Origin of the sequence: Pseudomonas sp. nanlin1, from assembly GCF_045571515.1 — a bacterium.
Lineage (GTDB): Bacteria > Pseudomonadota > Gammaproteobacteria > Pseudomonadales > Pseudomonadaceae > Aquipseudomonas.
Map to the genome: position 1 here is coordinate 2,448,992 of NZ_CP124218.1, position 15,412 is coordinate 2,464,403.

The 15,412-nt window shown below is 61.7% G+C and carries 16 protein-coding genes; 6 read left to right on the forward strand and 10 right to left on the reverse strand.

All coding sequences use genetic code 11. From position 1 onward, the window contains the following. The first annotated feature begins 61 nt into the window (after positions 1–61). Together QCL65_RS11475 and QCL65_RS11480 are read left to right on the forward strand one after the other, a co-directional pair. Entirely contained in the window at positions 62–499 is a 438-nt protein-coding gene (locus QCL65_RS11475; RefSeq protein ID WP_407316334.1) for a hypothetical protein, read from the forward strand. 99 nt (positions 500–598) lie between these two features. Then, complete coding sequence (locus tag QCL65_RS11480) at positions 599–1,567, forward strand: diguanylate cyclase domain-containing protein (RefSeq protein WP_407316335.1); 969 nt, start codon at positions 599–601, stop codon at positions 1,565–1,567. A 7-nt stretch (positions 1,568–1,574) separates the two neighbouring features. Here QCL65_RS11480 and pbpG read toward each other — a convergent pair whose 3' ends face one another. Continuing rightward, entirely contained in the window at positions 1,575–2,495 is a 921-nt protein-coding gene (gene pbpG / locus QCL65_RS11485) for a D-alanyl-D-alanine endopeptidase (RefSeq protein WP_407316336.1), read from the reverse strand. Between the two features lie 246 nt (positions 2,496–2,741). Beyond that, complete coding sequence (locus QCL65_RS11490; protein WP_407316337.1) at positions 2,742–3,092, reverse strand: hypothetical protein; 351 nt, start codon at positions 3,090–3,092, stop codon at positions 2,742–2,744. 169 nt (positions 3,093–3,261) lie between these two features. Between QCL65_RS11490 and QCL65_RS11495 the strand changes: the two genes are divergently transcribed. Beyond that, positions 3,262–4,080 carry a shikimate 5-dehydrogenase gene (locus QCL65_RS11495; RefSeq protein WP_407316338.1) on the forward strand — a complete coding sequence of 273 codons (819 nt, stop codon included), beginning with the start codon at positions 3,262–3,264 and terminating at the stop codon, positions 4,078–4,080. On the opposite strand, the gene QCL65_RS11500 is transcribed toward QCL65_RS11495, so the two are convergent. Continuing rightward, entirely contained in the window at positions 4,077–4,727 is a 651-nt protein-coding gene (locus QCL65_RS11500) for a YceH family protein (protein WP_407316339.1), read from the reverse strand. The two genes, QCL65_RS11495 and QCL65_RS11500, sit on opposite strands and share 4 nt — an antisense overlap. Positions 4,728–4,788: 61 nt before the next feature. Between QCL65_RS11500 and QCL65_RS11505 the strand changes: the two genes are divergently transcribed. The 3 genes from QCL65_RS11505 to QCL65_RS11515 are packed head-to-tail and all read left to right on the forward strand — an operon-like array spanning position 4,789 to position 8,142. Beyond that, complete coding sequence (locus QCL65_RS11505; RefSeq protein WP_407316340.1) at positions 4,789–5,298, forward strand: DUF1993 family protein; 510 nt, start codon at positions 4,789–4,791, stop codon at positions 5,296–5,298. 31 nt (positions 5,299–5,329) lie between these two features. Further along, positions 5,330–6,994, forward strand: coding sequence for an MFS transporter (locus QCL65_RS11510; RefSeq protein WP_407316341.1), 1,665 nt, complete (start codon positions 5,330–5,332; stop codon positions 6,992–6,994). Next, a complete protein-coding gene (locus tag QCL65_RS11515; protein WP_407316342.1) occupies positions 6,991–8,142 on the forward strand; it encodes an HlyD family secretion protein in 1,152 nt (383 codons plus the stop codon). The genes QCL65_RS11510 and QCL65_RS11515 overlap by 4 nt, the downstream gene beginning before the upstream one ends. A 54-nt stretch (positions 8,143–8,196) precedes the next feature. Here the strand turns inward: QCL65_RS11515 and QCL65_RS11520 are convergent, their stop codons facing one another. The 7 genes from QCL65_RS11520 to nuoI form a co-directional block, all read right to left on the reverse strand. Then, entirely contained in the window at positions 8,197–8,985 is a 789-nt protein-coding gene (locus tag QCL65_RS11520) for an RHS repeat-associated core domain-containing protein (RefSeq protein ID WP_407316343.1), read from the reverse strand. A 145-nt stretch (positions 8,986–9,130) separates the two neighbouring features. Next, positions 9,131–10,606 (reverse strand): NADH-quinone oxidoreductase subunit NuoN, encoded by a 1,476-nt coding sequence (gene nuoN, locus QCL65_RS11525; protein WP_407316344.1) that lies wholly within the window; start codon positions 10,604–10,606, stop codon positions 9,131–9,133. 7 nt (positions 10,607–10,613) lie between these two features. Further along, positions 10,614–12,146: an NADH-quinone oxidoreductase subunit M gene (gene nuoM, locus QCL65_RS11530; protein ID WP_407316345.1), complete on the reverse strand. Its 1,533-nt coding sequence runs from the start codon at positions 12,144–12,146 to the stop codon at positions 10,614–10,616. A gap of 39 nt (positions 12,147–12,185) precedes the next feature. Next, complete coding sequence (nuoL, locus tag QCL65_RS11535; protein ID WP_407316346.1) at positions 12,186–14,039, reverse strand: NADH-quinone oxidoreductase subunit L; 1,854 nt, start codon at positions 14,037–14,039, stop codon at positions 12,186–12,188. Then, complete coding sequence (gene nuoK, locus QCL65_RS11540) at positions 14,036–14,344, reverse strand: NADH-quinone oxidoreductase subunit NuoK (RefSeq protein WP_407316347.1); 309 nt, start codon at positions 14,342–14,344, stop codon at positions 14,036–14,038. Before nuoK ends, nuoL begins: the two co-directional genes overlap by 4 nt. A 4-nt stretch (positions 14,345–14,348) precedes the next feature. Further along, positions 14,349–14,849 (reverse strand): NADH-quinone oxidoreductase subunit J, encoded by a 501-nt coding sequence (gene nuoJ, locus QCL65_RS11545; protein WP_407316348.1) that lies wholly within the window; start codon positions 14,847–14,849, stop codon positions 14,349–14,351. A 9-nt stretch (positions 14,850–14,858) separates the two neighbouring features. Beyond that, the gene (nuoI, locus tag QCL65_RS11550; protein ID WP_407316349.1) at positions 14,859–15,407 is read right to left on the reverse strand and encodes an NADH-quinone oxidoreductase subunit NuoI; all 549 of its coding nucleotides are present in this window, start codon (positions 15,405–15,407) and stop codon (positions 14,859–14,861) included. Between the last annotated feature and the right edge of the window lie 5 nt (positions 15,408–15,412).

Below are 15,412 nucleotides of genomic sequence, written 5' to 3' on the forward strand. Positions count from 1 at the left end.
TAATGGCAGTAACGGCCGATCATTGGGCAACTTCTATTTTTCCGTCCAAGGATGCATCGACATGGTCAGCAGTGTCAGTAATATCGCCTCCGGGCTTAGCATTCAGGGCGTCAGCAAGATCGCCAGTAGCACATCCGCCGAATCCACTGGCAGCCCGGCGGTGACGGGGTTGGGCGCAGGCGGCAGTGGTTCTACCAAAGTGGGTGGGGCCGGTGGTGGCGGCCAGAGCTCGGCCAGCAGTTCATCGTCCGATACCATCAAGCAATTGCAGAAGCAGATCGAGCAGTTGCAGAAGCAACTTCAGCAACAGCAGCAGGCGTTGCAAAAGGCCCAGGCCAGCGACATGAGTGAAGAGGCCAAAGCGGCTGCGGTGGCTGCGGCCCAAGCGCAGGTCAGTTCTACGTCCGCTGCCTTGCAGACCGCCACTGGCGCATTGCTCCAAGCGGTGCTGGCCGAAGGTGGCAGCAGCAGTGGTTCGAGCGTCAACACCACCGCTTGAAAAAAATGCTGGCCACCTCGCATTTCTGCGGTGGCCAGTATTTTGCTAGCTCGGCTGAATGCGCTAGGCTGCCGGTGGCCTTTAACATGGAGTTACCCGATGCTGGCACCACAGCAACCCGCCAACGAGCGGCAGCGCATTCATACGCTGCGCCTGTTGAACATCCTCGACACCCACCCCGAGGAGCGCTTCGACCGCTTGACCCGTTTGGCCCGCCACCTGTTCGACGTACCCATCGCTCTGGTCAGCCTGGTGGATAACCAACGGCAATGGTTCAAATCCAGCTCGGGCCTCGAGGTGAATGAAACCTCCCGGGACATCTCTTTTTGTGGCCACGCCATCCTCAGTGACCAAATCCTGATGATCCCCGATGCCAGCGCCGATGAGCGCTTCCACGACAACCCACTGGTCACTGGCGCGCCTGGCATTCGCTTCTACGCTGGTTGCCCACTGAAGGTGGGCTCAGGCAGCAACGTGGGCACCCTGTGCCTGATCGATACGCGGCCACGGGTGCTCGATGCCGAGCAGCGGGGCCTGTTGCGCGACTTGGCGAAAATGGCCGAGCAAGAACTGGAAGCCATGCAGTTGGCCAACATCGATGAATTGACCCAGGTGTCCAACCGGCGTGGTTTCCAAGCGCTGGCCGAGCACGCGCTGAGCATGAGCAAGCGCATGGGCACGGCGGCCTCTTTACTGTACTTGGATCTGGATGATTTCAAAGCACTCAACCTGGCCCACGGCCACGTGGAAGGCGACCGGGCCTTAGCCGATTTTGCCGGGGTGCTGCGCCAGGTGTTGCGCGAGATGGACATCGTTGGCCGGTTAAGCGGTGACGTCTTTGTAGTGCTGCTGTTAGGGTCCAGCGCCAATGATGGCCCGGCGATCATCGAGCGCTTGCGCCTGGCCCTCGGCGAGCACCTAGGCGCGGGGCGTAGGCGCTACGGCCTGGCTTTCAGCGTGGGGCAGATCGAGTACGACCCGCAGCGTCACCCTAACGTCAAGCAACTGCTCAGTGATGCCGAGGGTGCCATGTGCGCGGGCCGATTCAGCGCCCGCGCCAAGGCCTGAGCGAGCTTTACTGCGCCGCTTCGCGCAGTTGCTTGCGGTCGGTCTTATAACGTAAAGCCACAGCCGGCGCCGCAGTCGCCTTGCCCGTTTCGACCCAGTTGCGCAAGCGGCTGGCGTCGGCAAAGTGGGTGTACTTGCCAAAGGCATCGAGAATCACCATGGCCACCGGGCGGTTGCCCATACGCGTGACCAACACCAGGCAATGCCCGGCCTGGTTGGTGAAGCCGGTTTTGGTGATCTGGATATCCCAGTTGTTTTTGTTGATCAAGTGATCGGTGTTGTGAAAGCCCAGCGTGTAATTGGGTTTACGAAACGCCACGGTCTTTTCGCGGGTGGTGCTTAGCTCCACCAGCATGGGGTAGTGCCGGGCCGCCATCAGCAGTTTGCTCAGATCACGGGCCGTGGATACGTTGCTGGTGGACAGCCCGGTCGGCTCGACATAGCGGGTATGGTTCATGCCCAGGCTTTTGGCCTTGGCATTCATCGCGGCGATGAACGCGCTGTAGCCACCGGGGTAGTGGTGGGCCAGGCTAGCGGCCGCGCGGTTCTCGGAAGACATCAGGGTAATCAGCAGCATGTCTTTGCGATTGAGTTCGCTGCCCAGCTTGACCCGGGAGAATACCCCCTTCATTTCCTTGGTCTGGCTGATGTCGACGTCGATGCTTTCGCTCATCGATTGCTTGGCGTCAAGCACCACCATGGCGGTCATCAGCTTGGTCACCGAGGCGATGGGCAGCACCACGTCAGGGTGGCTTTCGTAGATTACCTGGTTGGTTTGCAGGTCGATTAACAGTGCACTGCCCGAGGCTAAATGCAGCGTTGAGGGGTCGCGTGGCACGGCGGCCTTTTCTTGGGCTACGGCGCTGGCGGCAACGCTGCTGCCGGTCAGTACTAGCCACAGGCTCAAAATCGAAAGAGGGGTTTTCAAGTACTGCGCTCACTGGTGGGTTGAATGCCGTTCGCCAAGGACCGCGCGCTCGGCGGTCACTTTTGGAAATAATGTTACATATTAGGAGTATAGGCAGGCGGCTGTCGATGATTCTGCGGGGTGAGGAGGGGGTCTGAAGAAAAAATAATTCGTGGTCATGTGGGTGAAATCATGTGAAGAGCTCGGGGGCGAGCCCCCTCCTACAGGCGGTGGCGGAGGGGGGGGCTCGCCCCCGAGCTTTTCCGCCTACCAGCGCGCCGGCCCGTAATAACCCGGTGGCGGGCCGTAATAGTACTCACGGGGCGGCGGTGGCGGCGCGGCATAAACCGGGTAGGGCTGCACATACACCGGCGGTGGGCCCTGAACATAAACCGGTTGCGGTGCCTGTACGTAGACCGGCTGCGCGTACACGGGCCTTTCTACGTAAACGGTACGCGGCCCGGACGACGAAACCACGGCACCCACTACCGCTGCGCCCAACACGGCGCCCAGCACGCCTGGGCCTGCGCCGCCCCAGCCGCCCCCGTGGGCGTTGGCTTGACCTGCAACGGCGAGGGCACCGACCAGCAAGGCAATCTTGGGTATTTGACGGATCATGATAGTTCCTCGTGTTCCTATCCCAGCGCTTGAACCTGCAATAGATTCAAAACATGTCGCGGGATAACACTATGACAGCGAGGCCAAAAAAAGTGATGGGGGCGGTGGGTAAATTTTGTGTAAGGTCACCCGCTGTTTTGTGAGCTTAACGATACATAGGGAGACCATGATGGCGATTATGCCTAGCCGCGACACCACTTTATGCATGTCCCTGGCCGGCCGGCCAGGCACCTTTGGGGTGCGCTTTCACAACTTCCTTTACGATCTACTTGGCCTGGATTACTACTACAAGGCCGCTACCACCGGCGACTTGCCCGCAGCCATCGCCGGCCTGCGAGCCCTCGGCGTGCGCGGCTGTGGCGTATCGATGCCGTTCAAGGAGGCCTGCATCCCCCTGGTGGATGAGCTGGACGCATCCGCAGCGGCGATCGATTCGATCAACACCATCGTTAACCAAGACGGCCACCTCAAAGCCTATAACACCGATTACATCGCGGTGCGGCAGTTGCTCGACGAGCATGCGGTGCCGGTGAACACCCCGTTCGTGCTGCAGGGCAGTGGCGGCATGGCCAAAGCGGTGGCCTGCGCGTTGCGAGATGCGGGCTTCAGCCAAGGCGTCATCGTGGCGCGCAACCGCCTGGCAGGGCCAGCACTGGCCCAGGCTTGCGGCTATTCCTGGCAGCCCGAGCTGGGCGGGTTGCGGCCTGGGCTGTTGATCAATGTCACCCCCATCGGCATGAGTGGTGGCCCCCAGGCCCAGGACCTGGCGTTTGACGAGGCCGCAGTGGCCGCCGCCGAGCGGGTGTTCGATGTAGTGGCCTTGCCCGCCGATACGCCGTTGATCCGCCTGGCGCAAAGCCTGGGCAAGCCGGTCATTAGCGGGGCTGAGGTCGCCGCGATTCAGGCCTTGGAGCAATTCGTGCTGTACACCGGGGTGCGGCCCAGTGCAGAGCAGGTGCGCTTGGCCGCCGAGTTCGCCCGAGGCTAGCCTTCCAACTGGGCCAGGCGCTCTTCTAGCGCTTGGACCCGTGCCTCCAACGCCTCCAGCCGCTCGGCTGCTACATTGTCCGGCACCACCCGCTCAGCAGCCCCGTTTTGGCGGGCGGCAAGAATCGCTTCAATGTCGCCCGGGTCGCCGAAGGCGTGGGTGTAACGGTCTTCGCGCTGGCCACTCTGGCGCGGCAGGTGCAGGGCGAAGCCGCGGGCGCTGAGGCGTTCGAGCTGGTGCTGGACTTGCTCAGTGTCCTCGAACTCATGCAGGCGCGCGCTGCGGCTGAGCAGTTCGTTGAGGGTCTGCGGGCCGCGCAGAAACATCAGGCCCAGCAGTGCCAACTGCGCTGGCACCAGCTCCAGGGCTTTGTCCAGGCGTTGCTCCCAGCGATCGGCGCGGCTGCCCATGACCAACCGCGTCATGCCGCGGCCTTCCAGCGCACGCAGGCTTTGCCCGACCTGGCCCTGGGTCAGGTGGGTCACCGGTTCGCGGCTGGTTTTCTGATTGCAGGCCAGTACCAGGGCGTTGAGGGTCAGTGGGTAAGTCTCGGGGCTGGCCGCCTGCTTTTCGATCAGCGCCCCCAACACCCTGATTTCCGTGCTGTCGAGGGAAGGGGCTTCTGGAGTATCGTGTTCGGCAGACATAGCGTCATCTCTCTGGGCTAGCGAATAGCCCGCATTATGCAGCAACTGCTAAGGAATAATTATGAGCATCTCCCTCTACGCCGCTTCCGTTCCCGTGTTCAAGCAAATGCTCGACAGCCTGGCCGACGTCCTGGCCAAAGCAGAGGCCCACGCCACGGCGAAGAAAATCGAGCCTGCGGTGTTCCTGCAAGCGCGCCTGTACCCCGACATGTTCCCCTTGGTGCGCCAGGTGCAGATCGCAGTCGACTTCGCCAAAGGTGTCAGTGCGCGCCTGGCCGGGGTCGAAGTGCCCGCCTGGGCTGACACTGAGCAAAGCTTCGCTGACCTGTATGCACTGCTCGACAAAGCCCGGGCCTTTATCGCAGGCTTTGAGGCCGCACAGATCGACGGCCAGGAAACCCGTGAAATCGTCCTGCGCCCCGGCACCGATAAAGAAAAGCGCTTGAACGGCCAGAACTACCTATTGAGCTACGGCCTGCCGCAGTTCTTCTTCCACGTCACCACCGCCTACGCCATTTTGCGCAGCCACGGCGTTGAAGTGGGCAAGCGTGACTTCATGGGTAAATACTAATACCGTCAATTCACTCCCCTAAGGGCCCCTGATGGACCGTTACGCCTCGCGCGAGTGGTTGCCCCACGAACGGCCGAACCTGCCTGGTTCGCCTTCAACACCGCTGCATTCGACACCCAAGCGCTTGGCGTTCGCCGCCGTGGGCCTGCTGGTAGCCCTGACCGGTGGCCTGGGCAACGCGCTGGTGGTCGCCAACCTGCAGTACCTGCAGGGCGCCCTGGGCGCGACAACGGCGGAAATGGCTTGGTTGCCAGCGGCCTATGTCATGACCAACGTGTCGATGAACCTGCTGCTGGTGAAGTTTCGCCAGCAGTTTGGTCTGCGGGCATTCACCGAATTATTTCTGCTGCTGTACGCATTGGTGACCTTTGGCCATTTGTTCGTCAATGACCTGAACTCCGCTATCGCCGTGCGCGCCGCCCACGGCATGGTTGGCGCAGCCCTGAGTTCACTGGGCCTGTATTACATGATCCAGGCGTTCCCGGCCAAATGGCGCCTCAAAGCCTTGGTACTGGGCCTGGGTACCGCGCAATTGGCCCTGCCACTGGCACGGGTGTTTTCCGAAGACCTGCTGCAAATCGCTGAATGGCGCGGTTTGTACCTATTCGAATTGGGCTTGGCCCTGATCGCATTGGGCTGCGTGTTTATGCTCAAGCTGCCGCCGGGCGACCGCTTCAAGACCTTCGAACCCCTGGATTTCGTCACCTTCGCGATCCTCGCCGGAGGCTTTGCCTTGCTCTGCGCGGTGCTGTCCCTGGGGCGGATCGAGTGGTGGCTGGAGGCGCCCTGGATCGGCATTGCCGCGGCCGCGTCTATCGCGCTGATCCTGGGTGGCCTGGCCATTGAGCACAATCGTAGCAACCCTATGCTGATGACCCGCTGGTTGGGCAGCGGCGTCGCGATTCGCCTGGCATTGTGCGTGATCCTCACGCGCATGGTGCTGTCGGAGCAATCCACCGGCGCGGTAGGCTTTATGCAAGCGCTGAACATGGGCAGCGAACAGATGCGCAGCCTCTACGCGGTGATGTTGCTTGGAGCGGCCGCGGGGCTGGTGGTCAGCGCGTTGACCATTCACCCCCAGCACCTGTTTATGCCCCTGGTGATTTCCCTAGGGTTAATGGCCGTGGGAGCTGGCATGGACAGTTTCTCGAATAACCTGACACGCCCGGCCAATATGTACCTCAGCCAGTTCTTACTGGCCTTCGGCGGTACGTTTTTCCTGGGCCCGACCATGGTGCTGGGGGTGGGTAACGTCATTACCAACCCGCGTAACCTGGTGAGTTTTTCGGTGCTGTTCGGCATCTGCAATAACCTGGGCGGGCTCATTGGCTCGGCGCTGCTGGGCACTTTCCAGATCGTGCGGGAGAAATACCATTCCAGCTTGATTGTCGAACACCTTAGCCAGTTCGATCCTTTGGTCCAGGCGCGGGTCCAAAGCGGCGCAGCGGCTTACCTGGGCAGCGTGGCCGACCCGGCCTTGCGCAGCAAACTGGGCACCCAGGCGTTGGCCACAGCGGCTACTCGGGAGGCCAATGTGATGGCTTACAATGACGTGTTCATGCTGATTGCCATCATTGCCGTGCTGACCATGCTGCTGATTTTTATCCGTAGCCTGTGGCTGGTCAGTACCACCCGTAAAGCCCAAGCCCGCCCACCCACACCCCCTATTTCCAGCCGCGACGCGACGCCTACATGACCGAACCTGCCAGCACCACCACCAACGCCATTGCCGCCACCCCGGAGGGGCAAAGCCCGCCGTCGACGCCCAGCAACGAACCCCGCTCGCGGCGGGTGCGCCTGCTGTCCTCATTGGTCTTCGCCAGCATTGCCATCGTTGGCATTTTGCTCGTGTTGTATGCCTGGCAATTGCCACCGTTCAGCAGCCATATTGAAAGCACCGAGAATGCATTGGTACGCGGCCAGGTGACGATCATCGGCCCGCAGCTGGCGGGCTACGTGCACGAGGTGGCGGTGCAAGACTTCCAATTCGTCAAAGCGGGCGACCTGCTGGTGCGCCTCGATGACCGTATCTACCGCCAGCGCCTGGACCAGGCCTTGGCCGAAGTCGACGTGCAAAAGGCCTCGCTGGCCAACAACCTGCAACAGCGGCGCAGCGCCGAAGCAACCATCGCCCAGCGCCAGGCGGCGATTGCCGACGCCCAGGCCCAGGCCAGCAAGGCCGCCGCCGACCTACGGCGCAATCAGGCGCTGATCACCGACGGTTCGGTGTCGCGCAGCGAGCTGGACGTTACCCGCGCCGCCAATGCCCAAGCCACTGCCGCCGTGGCAGAAGCCAAGGCCAATCTGGACATTGCCCGGCAAGACTTACGCAGCGTGATCGTCAATCGCGATGCCCTGGCGGCCGCCGTGAGCAACGCCGAGGCTGCGCTGCAACTGGCGCGCATCGACCTCGACAACACGCGCATCACCGCCCCGCGCGATGGCCAGTTGGGGCAGGTGAGCGTGCACCTGGGTGCCTATGTCAACGTCGGTGCCCAACTGATGGCATTAGTGCCAGACACCCTCTGGGTGATCGCCAACCTCAAGGAAACGCAAATGGCCGACGTACGTGTCGGCCAGCCGGTGACCTTTACGGTCGACGCTCTGAACCATTTGCGCTTGCGTGGGCATGTCCAGCGGATATCACCGGCGACCGGGTCCGAGTTCGCCTTGCTGCAGGCGGACAACGCCACCGGCAACTTCGTCAAAATCGCCCAGCGCATCCCGGTGCGCATCACGGTCGACCCCGACCAACCCGCCGCCCAGCGCCTGCGGCCGGGGATGTCGGTGGTGGTGAGTATCGATACCGGGTACGTGGTGGAAGGCGATCGGGAAGGGCGGTAGGGCTAAACAGCTCGGGGGCCAAGCGGGGCGGCGCCCGGGCCCTCCTACGTCTAATCATCCACCCATCTTTTTGCGGATTTTGGTAGCCTGGAGAAGAACCTTATTCTGGTCTAACGGATCGGAACTCGTCTGGAATTGAATGGTACGTCCTCCGGGCATCGTTAGCGTTGCAACCGTTTTATTTGCCTCTGTGGCGTTCATTGGAGTCAGAGTGGGCCTGCTCACTTCCATGTTCCTTGCCCTAATGACGTCCATTGAAGACAGCGTGGGCGCTTTAGGTAAGGTTGATGATGTCGGTAACGGCTTACTTAAATTTCTCGCAAACACCGCACCCGCACCGCTCACCACGCTGGCTGCCCCCAATGCCCAGCGCGCCTCCACAGGGACGCCCGGCAACGCGGCGGCAATACCCGTTGCGACCGAGGTCGTGCCCAGCAAATACGGCACCGAATTCGCGGCCAACATAGGTATCTGGCTACCCAATCGGCCTGTCACAAGGGTAACCAGCGCAGCCAATCCGGGCGCTCGGCCGCTTGGGTCTGTAAGGTTGACGGGGTCACCCGTGCAGTAGGCATAGCCATTCAAACCGCCAACCTCGAACGGGCTATGGGCATCGGACTGAAGAAAGCGCCGCAGGGTCACGCTATATGAACGGTGGCCACGGCCCAATAAGTAGAGCCCGGACAATTCCCTTACTTGGCTGGTGTAAAGGAGCTGGTGACTACCCCCTTCAGCGCCCCGCGTATCTCCATAGGCGGTGTAGACCAGCGTTTGCCAATGCCCTGAAAGCACCTGTAGCACTGAGCCTTGGGGATCTGTAGCCAACCAGCTGATTGTTTGCATAAGGGCAACTCCGGGCCTGATCTCGTCAGGTTAGCGGATGGTGCCATAGAGCCAAGCTGGTAGTTTCGCTAGGTACAAAAAAATCGGGGGCAAGGCCCCCTCCCACCGTAGGAGGGGGCTCGCCCCCGATCTTTTCAGCGGTCAATCAACCCGCCAGTTGAAACCCCGCCATCTGCACCAGCTCCAACAGCGGCTGTGGGTACACGCCGAGGACGAAGGCGACGATGGCAATAGCCAGCAGCATCACGCCACCGGTGCGTTGCTCCCAGTTCATGGGAGCGTCGTGGCGGCGTAGGTTGGGTTCCATCAGGTAGAGGGTGACCATCACGCGCAGGTAGTAGAACACGCCGATGGCGCTGCCGATGACCAGGGCCCCCACCAACCACCACAGGCGCGATTCGACGCCAGTAGCGATGATGTAGAACTTGCCGATAAAGCCCGCAGTGAGCGGAATGCCCGCCAGGGACAGCATCATCACCGTCAACACTGCGGTCAGGTACGGGCGGCGCCAGAACAGGCCGCGGTATTCGTACAGGGCGTCAGCGTCGCGGCCGTTGTAGGGTGAGGACATCAGGGTGATCACGCCAAAGGCGCCCAGGCTGGTGATGACGTAAGTCACCAGGTACACCCCAATGGCCTCCAGGGCCAGACCATTGCTCGCGACCAAGGCAATCAGTAAATAACCGAAGTGGGCGATCGAGGAGTAACCCAGCAGCCGCTTGATGTTGCTTTGGGTCACGGCCAACAGGTTGCCGATCAGGATCGATGCCACGGCGATCACCGCCAAGACGTCGTGCAAGATACCGCTGCTGGCGGCAGGCGAAAGCTGGAACAGGCGCACCACCACCGCGAACACCGCCACCTTGCTGGCCGTGGCCAGAAAGGCGGCGACCGGCGCCGGGGCGCCTTCGTAGACGTCCGGGGTCCACAGGTGGAAAGGCACCAGCGACAGTTTGAAGGCCAGCCCGACCAACATCATGGCCAGGCCCAACTGCGCCAGAATGCTCGGCAAGTGGGTAGCCTCCAGGGCCTTGCCGATGCCGGCGAAGCTCAGGCTACCGGCGTCAGCGTAGAGCAGCGCCATGCCGAACAGGAGGAACGCGGAGCCGGCGGCAGACAGCACCATGTATTTGATGCCGCCTTCCAGCGAGCGCCGGTTGAAGAACGCATAGGCGATCAAGCCGTAGGTCGGAACCGACAGCAGCTCCAGGCCGATGAACAACCCAGCCAGGTGCTGCGCGCAGACCAATACCAAGCCGCCCAGGGCCGCCATGAGGATCAGCAGATAGAGTTCTTCACGGTTGCCGGGGTAGCCCGAGCCCGTCTCGCCATCACCCAGGTAGGCGTGGGCGAGGGTGACGCAGGCCAGGGTTGCGACCAGGATCAGCGCCATGTACAGGGCGGCGAAATTGTCGACCTGTAGCAGCGGCGTGACTTGCATCGGGGTGAGCTTGAGCACGGGCAGGATCGACAGCAGTGCCAGGTTCAAGCCGGCACAGGTCAACAGGAAGGTTTGTGCATGGTTGCGCCGCCAGGCGATCGCCAGCATCACCACAACGATGGTGAGGCTGGTAATCAGCAGTGGCGCTAGCGCATAAAAGTGTTGAATCGTCAGGTCCATAGCGCTCTTACCGGGCCGAAGCGAGTTGAGTGAAGGCGGTGCCTAGCCACTGTTGCACACCGGACATGGTGGCAGCGGAGGTGTCGAGGAACGGCTGCGGGTACACGCCGAGCAAAACCAGCAGTACCGCCAGGCCGAGCACCATGATCAGTTCGCGGGTGTCCATGCCGGCCAGTGCCGCGTCGGACTTGGCCGGGCCAAAGTAGGCACGGTGGATCATGATCAACGAGTACACCGAGCCAAACACCAGGCCGGTAGTCGCGATAGCCGTGATCCAGGGCGAGGCCACGAAGCTGCCCAGCAGGATCAGGAACTCACCGATGAAGTTACCGGTGCCGGGCAGGCCCAGCGAGGCTGCAGCGAAGAACAGGCTGATGGCAGGCAGGTAAGCGATACGCGACCAGAGGCCACCCATTTCGCGCATGTCGCGGGTGTGCAAACGCTCGTACAACTGGCCGCTGAGGATAAACAGCGCCGCTGCCGACAAGCCGTGGGCGAGCATCTGGATCACCGCCCCTTGCAAGGCCAGCACGCTGCCGGAGTAGATCCCGATCAGCACGAAGCCCATGTGCGACACGCTGGAAAAGGCGATCAGGCGCTTGATGTCGGTCTGGGCGAACGCCAGGAAGGCGCCGTAGAAAATCCCGATCAAACCGAGGGTCATGGCAATCGGTGCAAACTCAGCCGAGGCGTTGGGGAACAACGGCAGGGCAAAGCGCAGCAGGCCATAGGCCGCGGTCTTCAGCAGGATCCCCGCCAGGTCCACGGAACCTGCGGTCGGCGCCTGGGCGTGGGCGTCCGGCAGCCACGAGTGGAACGGCACCACCGGCAGTTTCACCGCGAAGGCGATGAAGAAGCCCAGCATCAACAGGTACTCGGTGCCGGCCGGCAGTTGCGCCTTGAGCAAGTCGCTGTAGTTGAAGGTCAGCACGCCGGTGGTGTTGTAGTTGACCAGCACCAGGCCGAGGATCGCCACCAACATGATCAGGCCGCTGGCCTGGGTAAAGATGAAGAACTTGGTGGCTGCGTAGATCCGCGTCTTCTTACCGTCCGAGGAGCTATGGCCCCAGAGCGCGATGAGGAAGTACATCGGCACCAGCATCATTTCCCAGAAGAAGAAAAACAGGAACAGGTCCAGGGCCAGGAACACCCCGACCACGCCGCCCAGGATCCACATCAGGTTAAGGTGGAAGAAGCCCACGTGCCGCTGGATTTCTTTCCACGAGCAGAGCACCGAGAGGATGCCGAGCAACCCGGTCAGCAGAATCATCAGCAGCGACAAGCCATCGAGGGCCAGGTGCACACTGATGCCGAAGCGCTGAATCCAATTGACTTTGAATTCCAGCGCCCAGGCCGGTTCTACGCCGGGTGCCGGGGCCAGGGTGTAGTCGCCGTGGGCCCATAGCCAGAGGGCCAGGGCGAGTTCCAGGGACATGGTCAGCAAGGCGATCCAGCGGGGCAGCGTCGCGCTCGAGCGCTCCGCCATCCAGCACAGAAGGCCGCCGATAAAGGGGATCAAGATCAGCCAGGGCAAAATCATGACAGGCTCGTTTCCTTTCGCAAAGTCGCAAGATTCATATCAGACCGCCGCCAGGACGACAGCGCCCATGACCAGTACGGCGCCGATCGCAATCGATACCGCGTACCAACGCAATTGGCCAGTCTGAGTACGGCTGGTGGCACTGTTACCGCCCTTGGCCAGGCGAGGGATCAAACCGATGGTTTGGTCTACCGGGTCCTTGCGCAGCGTGTGGCTGATCCACAGGTAGGGCTTGACGAACAACTTGTCGTAAATCCAGTCGAAGCCCCACGCGGCGAACCACCAGGCCGAAAGCAAGCGCCCCGGGCCGCTGTTGGCGATCGCCGTGGCCAGGCTGCGCTTGCCAAGGAACAGCAGCGCCGCCAGCAGGATACCGGCCAGGGCGATGGCACCGGAGGCGATTTCCAGGCTGTGCTTGGCTTCGCCACCGGCGTGGCCCACGCTTTGCGGCAGTACGCCGGCCAGCGGTGGGTGGATCCAGGCGCCGATGAAGGTCGACAGTACGATCAACACGCCCAACGGCAGCCAGTGGGCGATGCCATGGCCAGCGTGGGCTTCGGTTTTGGCTTCGCCGTGGAACGCGATGAAGATCAGGCGGAAGGTGTACAACGAGGTCATGAACGCACCGGCCAGGCCAGCGTAGAGCAAGCCGTTATGGCCACTGGCGAAGGCTTCCCAAAGAATTTCGTCCTTGGAGTAGAAGCCTGCGGTCAGCAACGGCAGGGCCGACAGTGCAGCGCCACCGACGATGAAGCTGGCGTAGGCCAGGGGCAGTTTCTTCCACAGGCCGCCCATCTTGAAGATGTTCTGTTCATGGTGGCAGGCGACGATGACCGCGCCCGACGCGAGGAACAGCAGCGCCTTGAAGAAAGCATGGGTCATCAGGTGGAAGATCGCGCCGTCCCAGGCGCCGACACCCAGGGCCAGGAACATGTAGCCGATCTGGCTCATGGTCGAGTAGGCGAGGATACGTTTGATGTCGGTCTGCACCAGCGCGGCGAAACCGGCCAGTACCAGGGTCACCCCGCCCACGATCCCCACAAGGTGCAGGATGTCAGGGGCCAGGGCGAACAAGCCGTGGGTCCGAGCGATCAGGTACACGCCGGCGGTCACCATGGTTGCCGCGTGAATCAGCGCAGAGACCGGGGTAGGGCCGGCCATGGCGTCCGCCAGCCAGGTTTGCAGGGGCAATTGGGCCGACTTACCGACCGCGCCACCCAGCAGCATCAAGGTGGCTAGCACGATCCAGAAATCGCCCACTTTGAAATGTTCCGGCGCCCGCACCAGCAGTTCCTGCACGTTGAGGGTGCCCAACTGCTGAAACAGAATGAACAGGCCGATGGCCATGAACACGTCACCGATGCGCGTGACCAAAAAGGCCTTGAGCGCCGCGTTACCGTTGTTGCGGTTGCTGTAGTAGAAACCGATCAACAGGTAGCTGCACAGGCCCACGCCTTCCCAACCGAAGTAGATGAACAGCAGGTTGTCGCCCAGCACCAGGAACAGCATGCTGGCGATAAACAGGTTGGTGTAGGCGAAGAACCGCGAGTAGCCGTCTTCCCCGCGCATGTACCAGGAGGCGAACAGGTGGATCAGAAAGCCGACGCCCACCACCACGCCCAGCATGGTGATGGACAGGCCATCGAGGTACAGGGTGAAGTCAGGCTGGAAATCGCCCACCGACATCCAGCGCCACAGCAGTTGCGTGTACACGCCACCTTCCGGTGGCGCCATGTTGAATTGCCAGATCACATAAGCCGCCACCACGGCGGAGAGGCCAATGGAGCCGACACCAATCAGGGCCGAAAGGTTTTCCGAAAAGCGCCCGCGGGAGAATGACAGCAGCAGGAAGCCGATCAGGGGGAATACGAACGTCAGGAAGATTAGGTTCATCCGCGCATCTCGCTGGCAGCGTCAATGTCGAGGGTGTGGAAGCGGCGATACAACTGCAGCAGGATTGCCAGGCCGATACTGGCCTCGGCGGCTGCCAGGGTGATCACCAGGATGAACATGATCTGCCCATCCGGCTGCGCCCAACGCGCGCCTGCCACGATAAACGCCAGTGCCGCAGCGTTCATCATGATTTCCAGGCTCATCAACACGAAGAGAATATTACGGCGGACCATCAGGCCGACCAGACCGAGGATGAACAGGATGCCGGCGACGGCCAGGCCATGTTCCAGAGGGATAGCAGGCATACGGTTACTCCTTCGCCTCGTTGCGGCCCAAGTGGAAAGCCGTGACCGCTGCCGCCAGCAACAGCATCGACGCGAGTTCGACCACCAGCAGGTAAGGGCCGAACAGGCTGATGCCGACGGCTTTGGCGTCGACGGTGGTGTGGCCGATGGGGCCGGCACTGGGGTTGACGAACAGCACGTAGAGCAGTTCGAGCAACAGCAGCGCGGCCAGGAACACGGGGCCAGCCCAGATACCCGGGGTCATCCAGGCGCGTTCCTGCTGCGCCGAGGCGGGGCCTAAGTTGAGCATCATCACCACGAACACAAACAGCACCATGATGGCGCCGGCGTAGGCGATCACTTCCAGCACGCCAGCGAACGGCGCGCCGAGGGCAAAGAAGGTCATGGCCACGCTGATCAGCGAGATAATCAGGTAGAGCAGGGCATGCACGGGGTTGGTGTTGGTGATGACCCTAAGAGTGGCCACCACCGCGACGCCGGATGCGAAATAGAAAGCGAATTCCATCTTTCTTCCTTAAGGGAGCAAGCTCTTCACGTTGATCGGCTCGGCTTCGTTCTGCGCAGCACCTTTAGGCTTGCCAGCGATGGCCATGCCCGCGACGCGGTAGAAGTTATAGTCGGGGTTCTTGCCAGGGCCGGAAATCAGCAGGTCTTCTTTCTCGTAGACCAGGTCCTGACGCTTGAACTCGGCCATTTCGAAGTCCGGTGTCAACTGGATCGCGGTGGTCGGGCAGGCTTCCTCGCACAGGCCGCAGAAAATGCAGCGGGAGAAGTTGATGCGGAAGAAGTCCGGATACCAGCGGCCGTCTTCGGTTTCGGCTTTCTGCAGCGAGATACAGCCTACCGGGCAAGCAACTGCGCACAGGTTGCAGGCCACGCAACGTTCTTCACCGTCGGGGTCGCGGGTCAACACGATGCGGCCGCGATAACGCGGTGGCAGGTAAACCGCTTCTTCGGGGTATTGCAGGGTGTCACGCTTACGGAAGCCGTGGCTGAACACCATCGCCAAGCTGCGAAGCTGGGTGCCAGTGCCCTTAACGACGTCACCAATATATTTGAACATGGGTC

Bases quoted from the DNA above. Each gene is read 5' to 3' on its own strand.
- QCL65_RS11475 (WP_407316334.1), top strand. From the start codon at position 62: ATGGTCAGCAGTGTCAGTAATATCGCCTCCGGGCTTAGCATTCAGGGC.
- QCL65_RS11480 (WP_407316335.1), top strand. From the start codon at position 599: ATGCTGGCACCACAGCAACCCGCCAACGAGCGGCAGCGCATTCATACG.
- QCL65_RS11490 (WP_407316337.1), bottom strand. From the start codon at position 3,092: ATGATCCGTCAAATACCCAAGATTGCCTTGCTGGTCGGTGCCCTCGCC.
- QCL65_RS11495 (WP_407316338.1), top strand. From the start codon at position 3,262: ATGGCGATTATGCCTAGCCGCGACACCACTTTATGCATGTCCCTGGCC.
- QCL65_RS11500 (WP_407316339.1), bottom strand. From the start codon at position 4,727: ATGTCTGCCGAACACGATACTCCAGAAGCCCCTTCCCTCGACAGCACG.
- QCL65_RS11505 (WP_407316340.1), top strand. From the start codon at position 4,789: ATGAGCATCTCCCTCTACGCCGCTTCCGTTCCCGTGTTCAAGCAAATG.
- QCL65_RS11510 (WP_407316341.1), top strand. From the start codon at position 5,330: ATGGACCGTTACGCCTCGCGCGAGTGGTTGCCCCACGAACGGCCGAAC.
- QCL65_RS11515 (WP_407316342.1), top strand. From the start codon at position 6,991: ATGACCGAACCTGCCAGCACCACCACCAACGCCATTGCCGCCACCCCG.
- QCL65_RS11520 (WP_407316343.1), bottom strand. From the start codon at position 8,985: ATGCAAACAATCAGCTGGTTGGCTACAGATCCCCAAGGCTCAGTGCTA.
- nuoN (WP_407316344.1), bottom strand. From the start codon at position 10,606: ATGGACCTGACGATTCAACACTTTTATGCGCTAGCGCCACTGCTGATT.
- nuoM (WP_407316345.1), bottom strand. From the start codon at position 12,146: ATGATTTTGCCCTGGCTGATCTTGATCCCCTTTATCGGCGGCCTTCTG.
- nuoL (WP_407316346.1), bottom strand. From the start codon at position 14,039: ATGAACCTAATCTTCCTGACGTTCGTATTCCCCCTGATCGGCTTCCTG.
- nuoK (WP_407316347.1), bottom strand. From the start codon at position 14,344: ATGCCTGCTATCCCTCTGGAACATGGCCTGGCCGTCGCCGGCATCCTG.
- nuoJ (WP_407316348.1), bottom strand. From the start codon at position 14,849: ATGGAATTCGCTTTCTATTTCGCATCCGGCGTCGCGGTGGTGGCCACT.
- nuoI (WP_407316349.1), bottom strand. From the start codon at position 15,407: ATGTTCAAATATATTGGTGACGTCGTTAAGGGCACTGGCACCCAGCTT.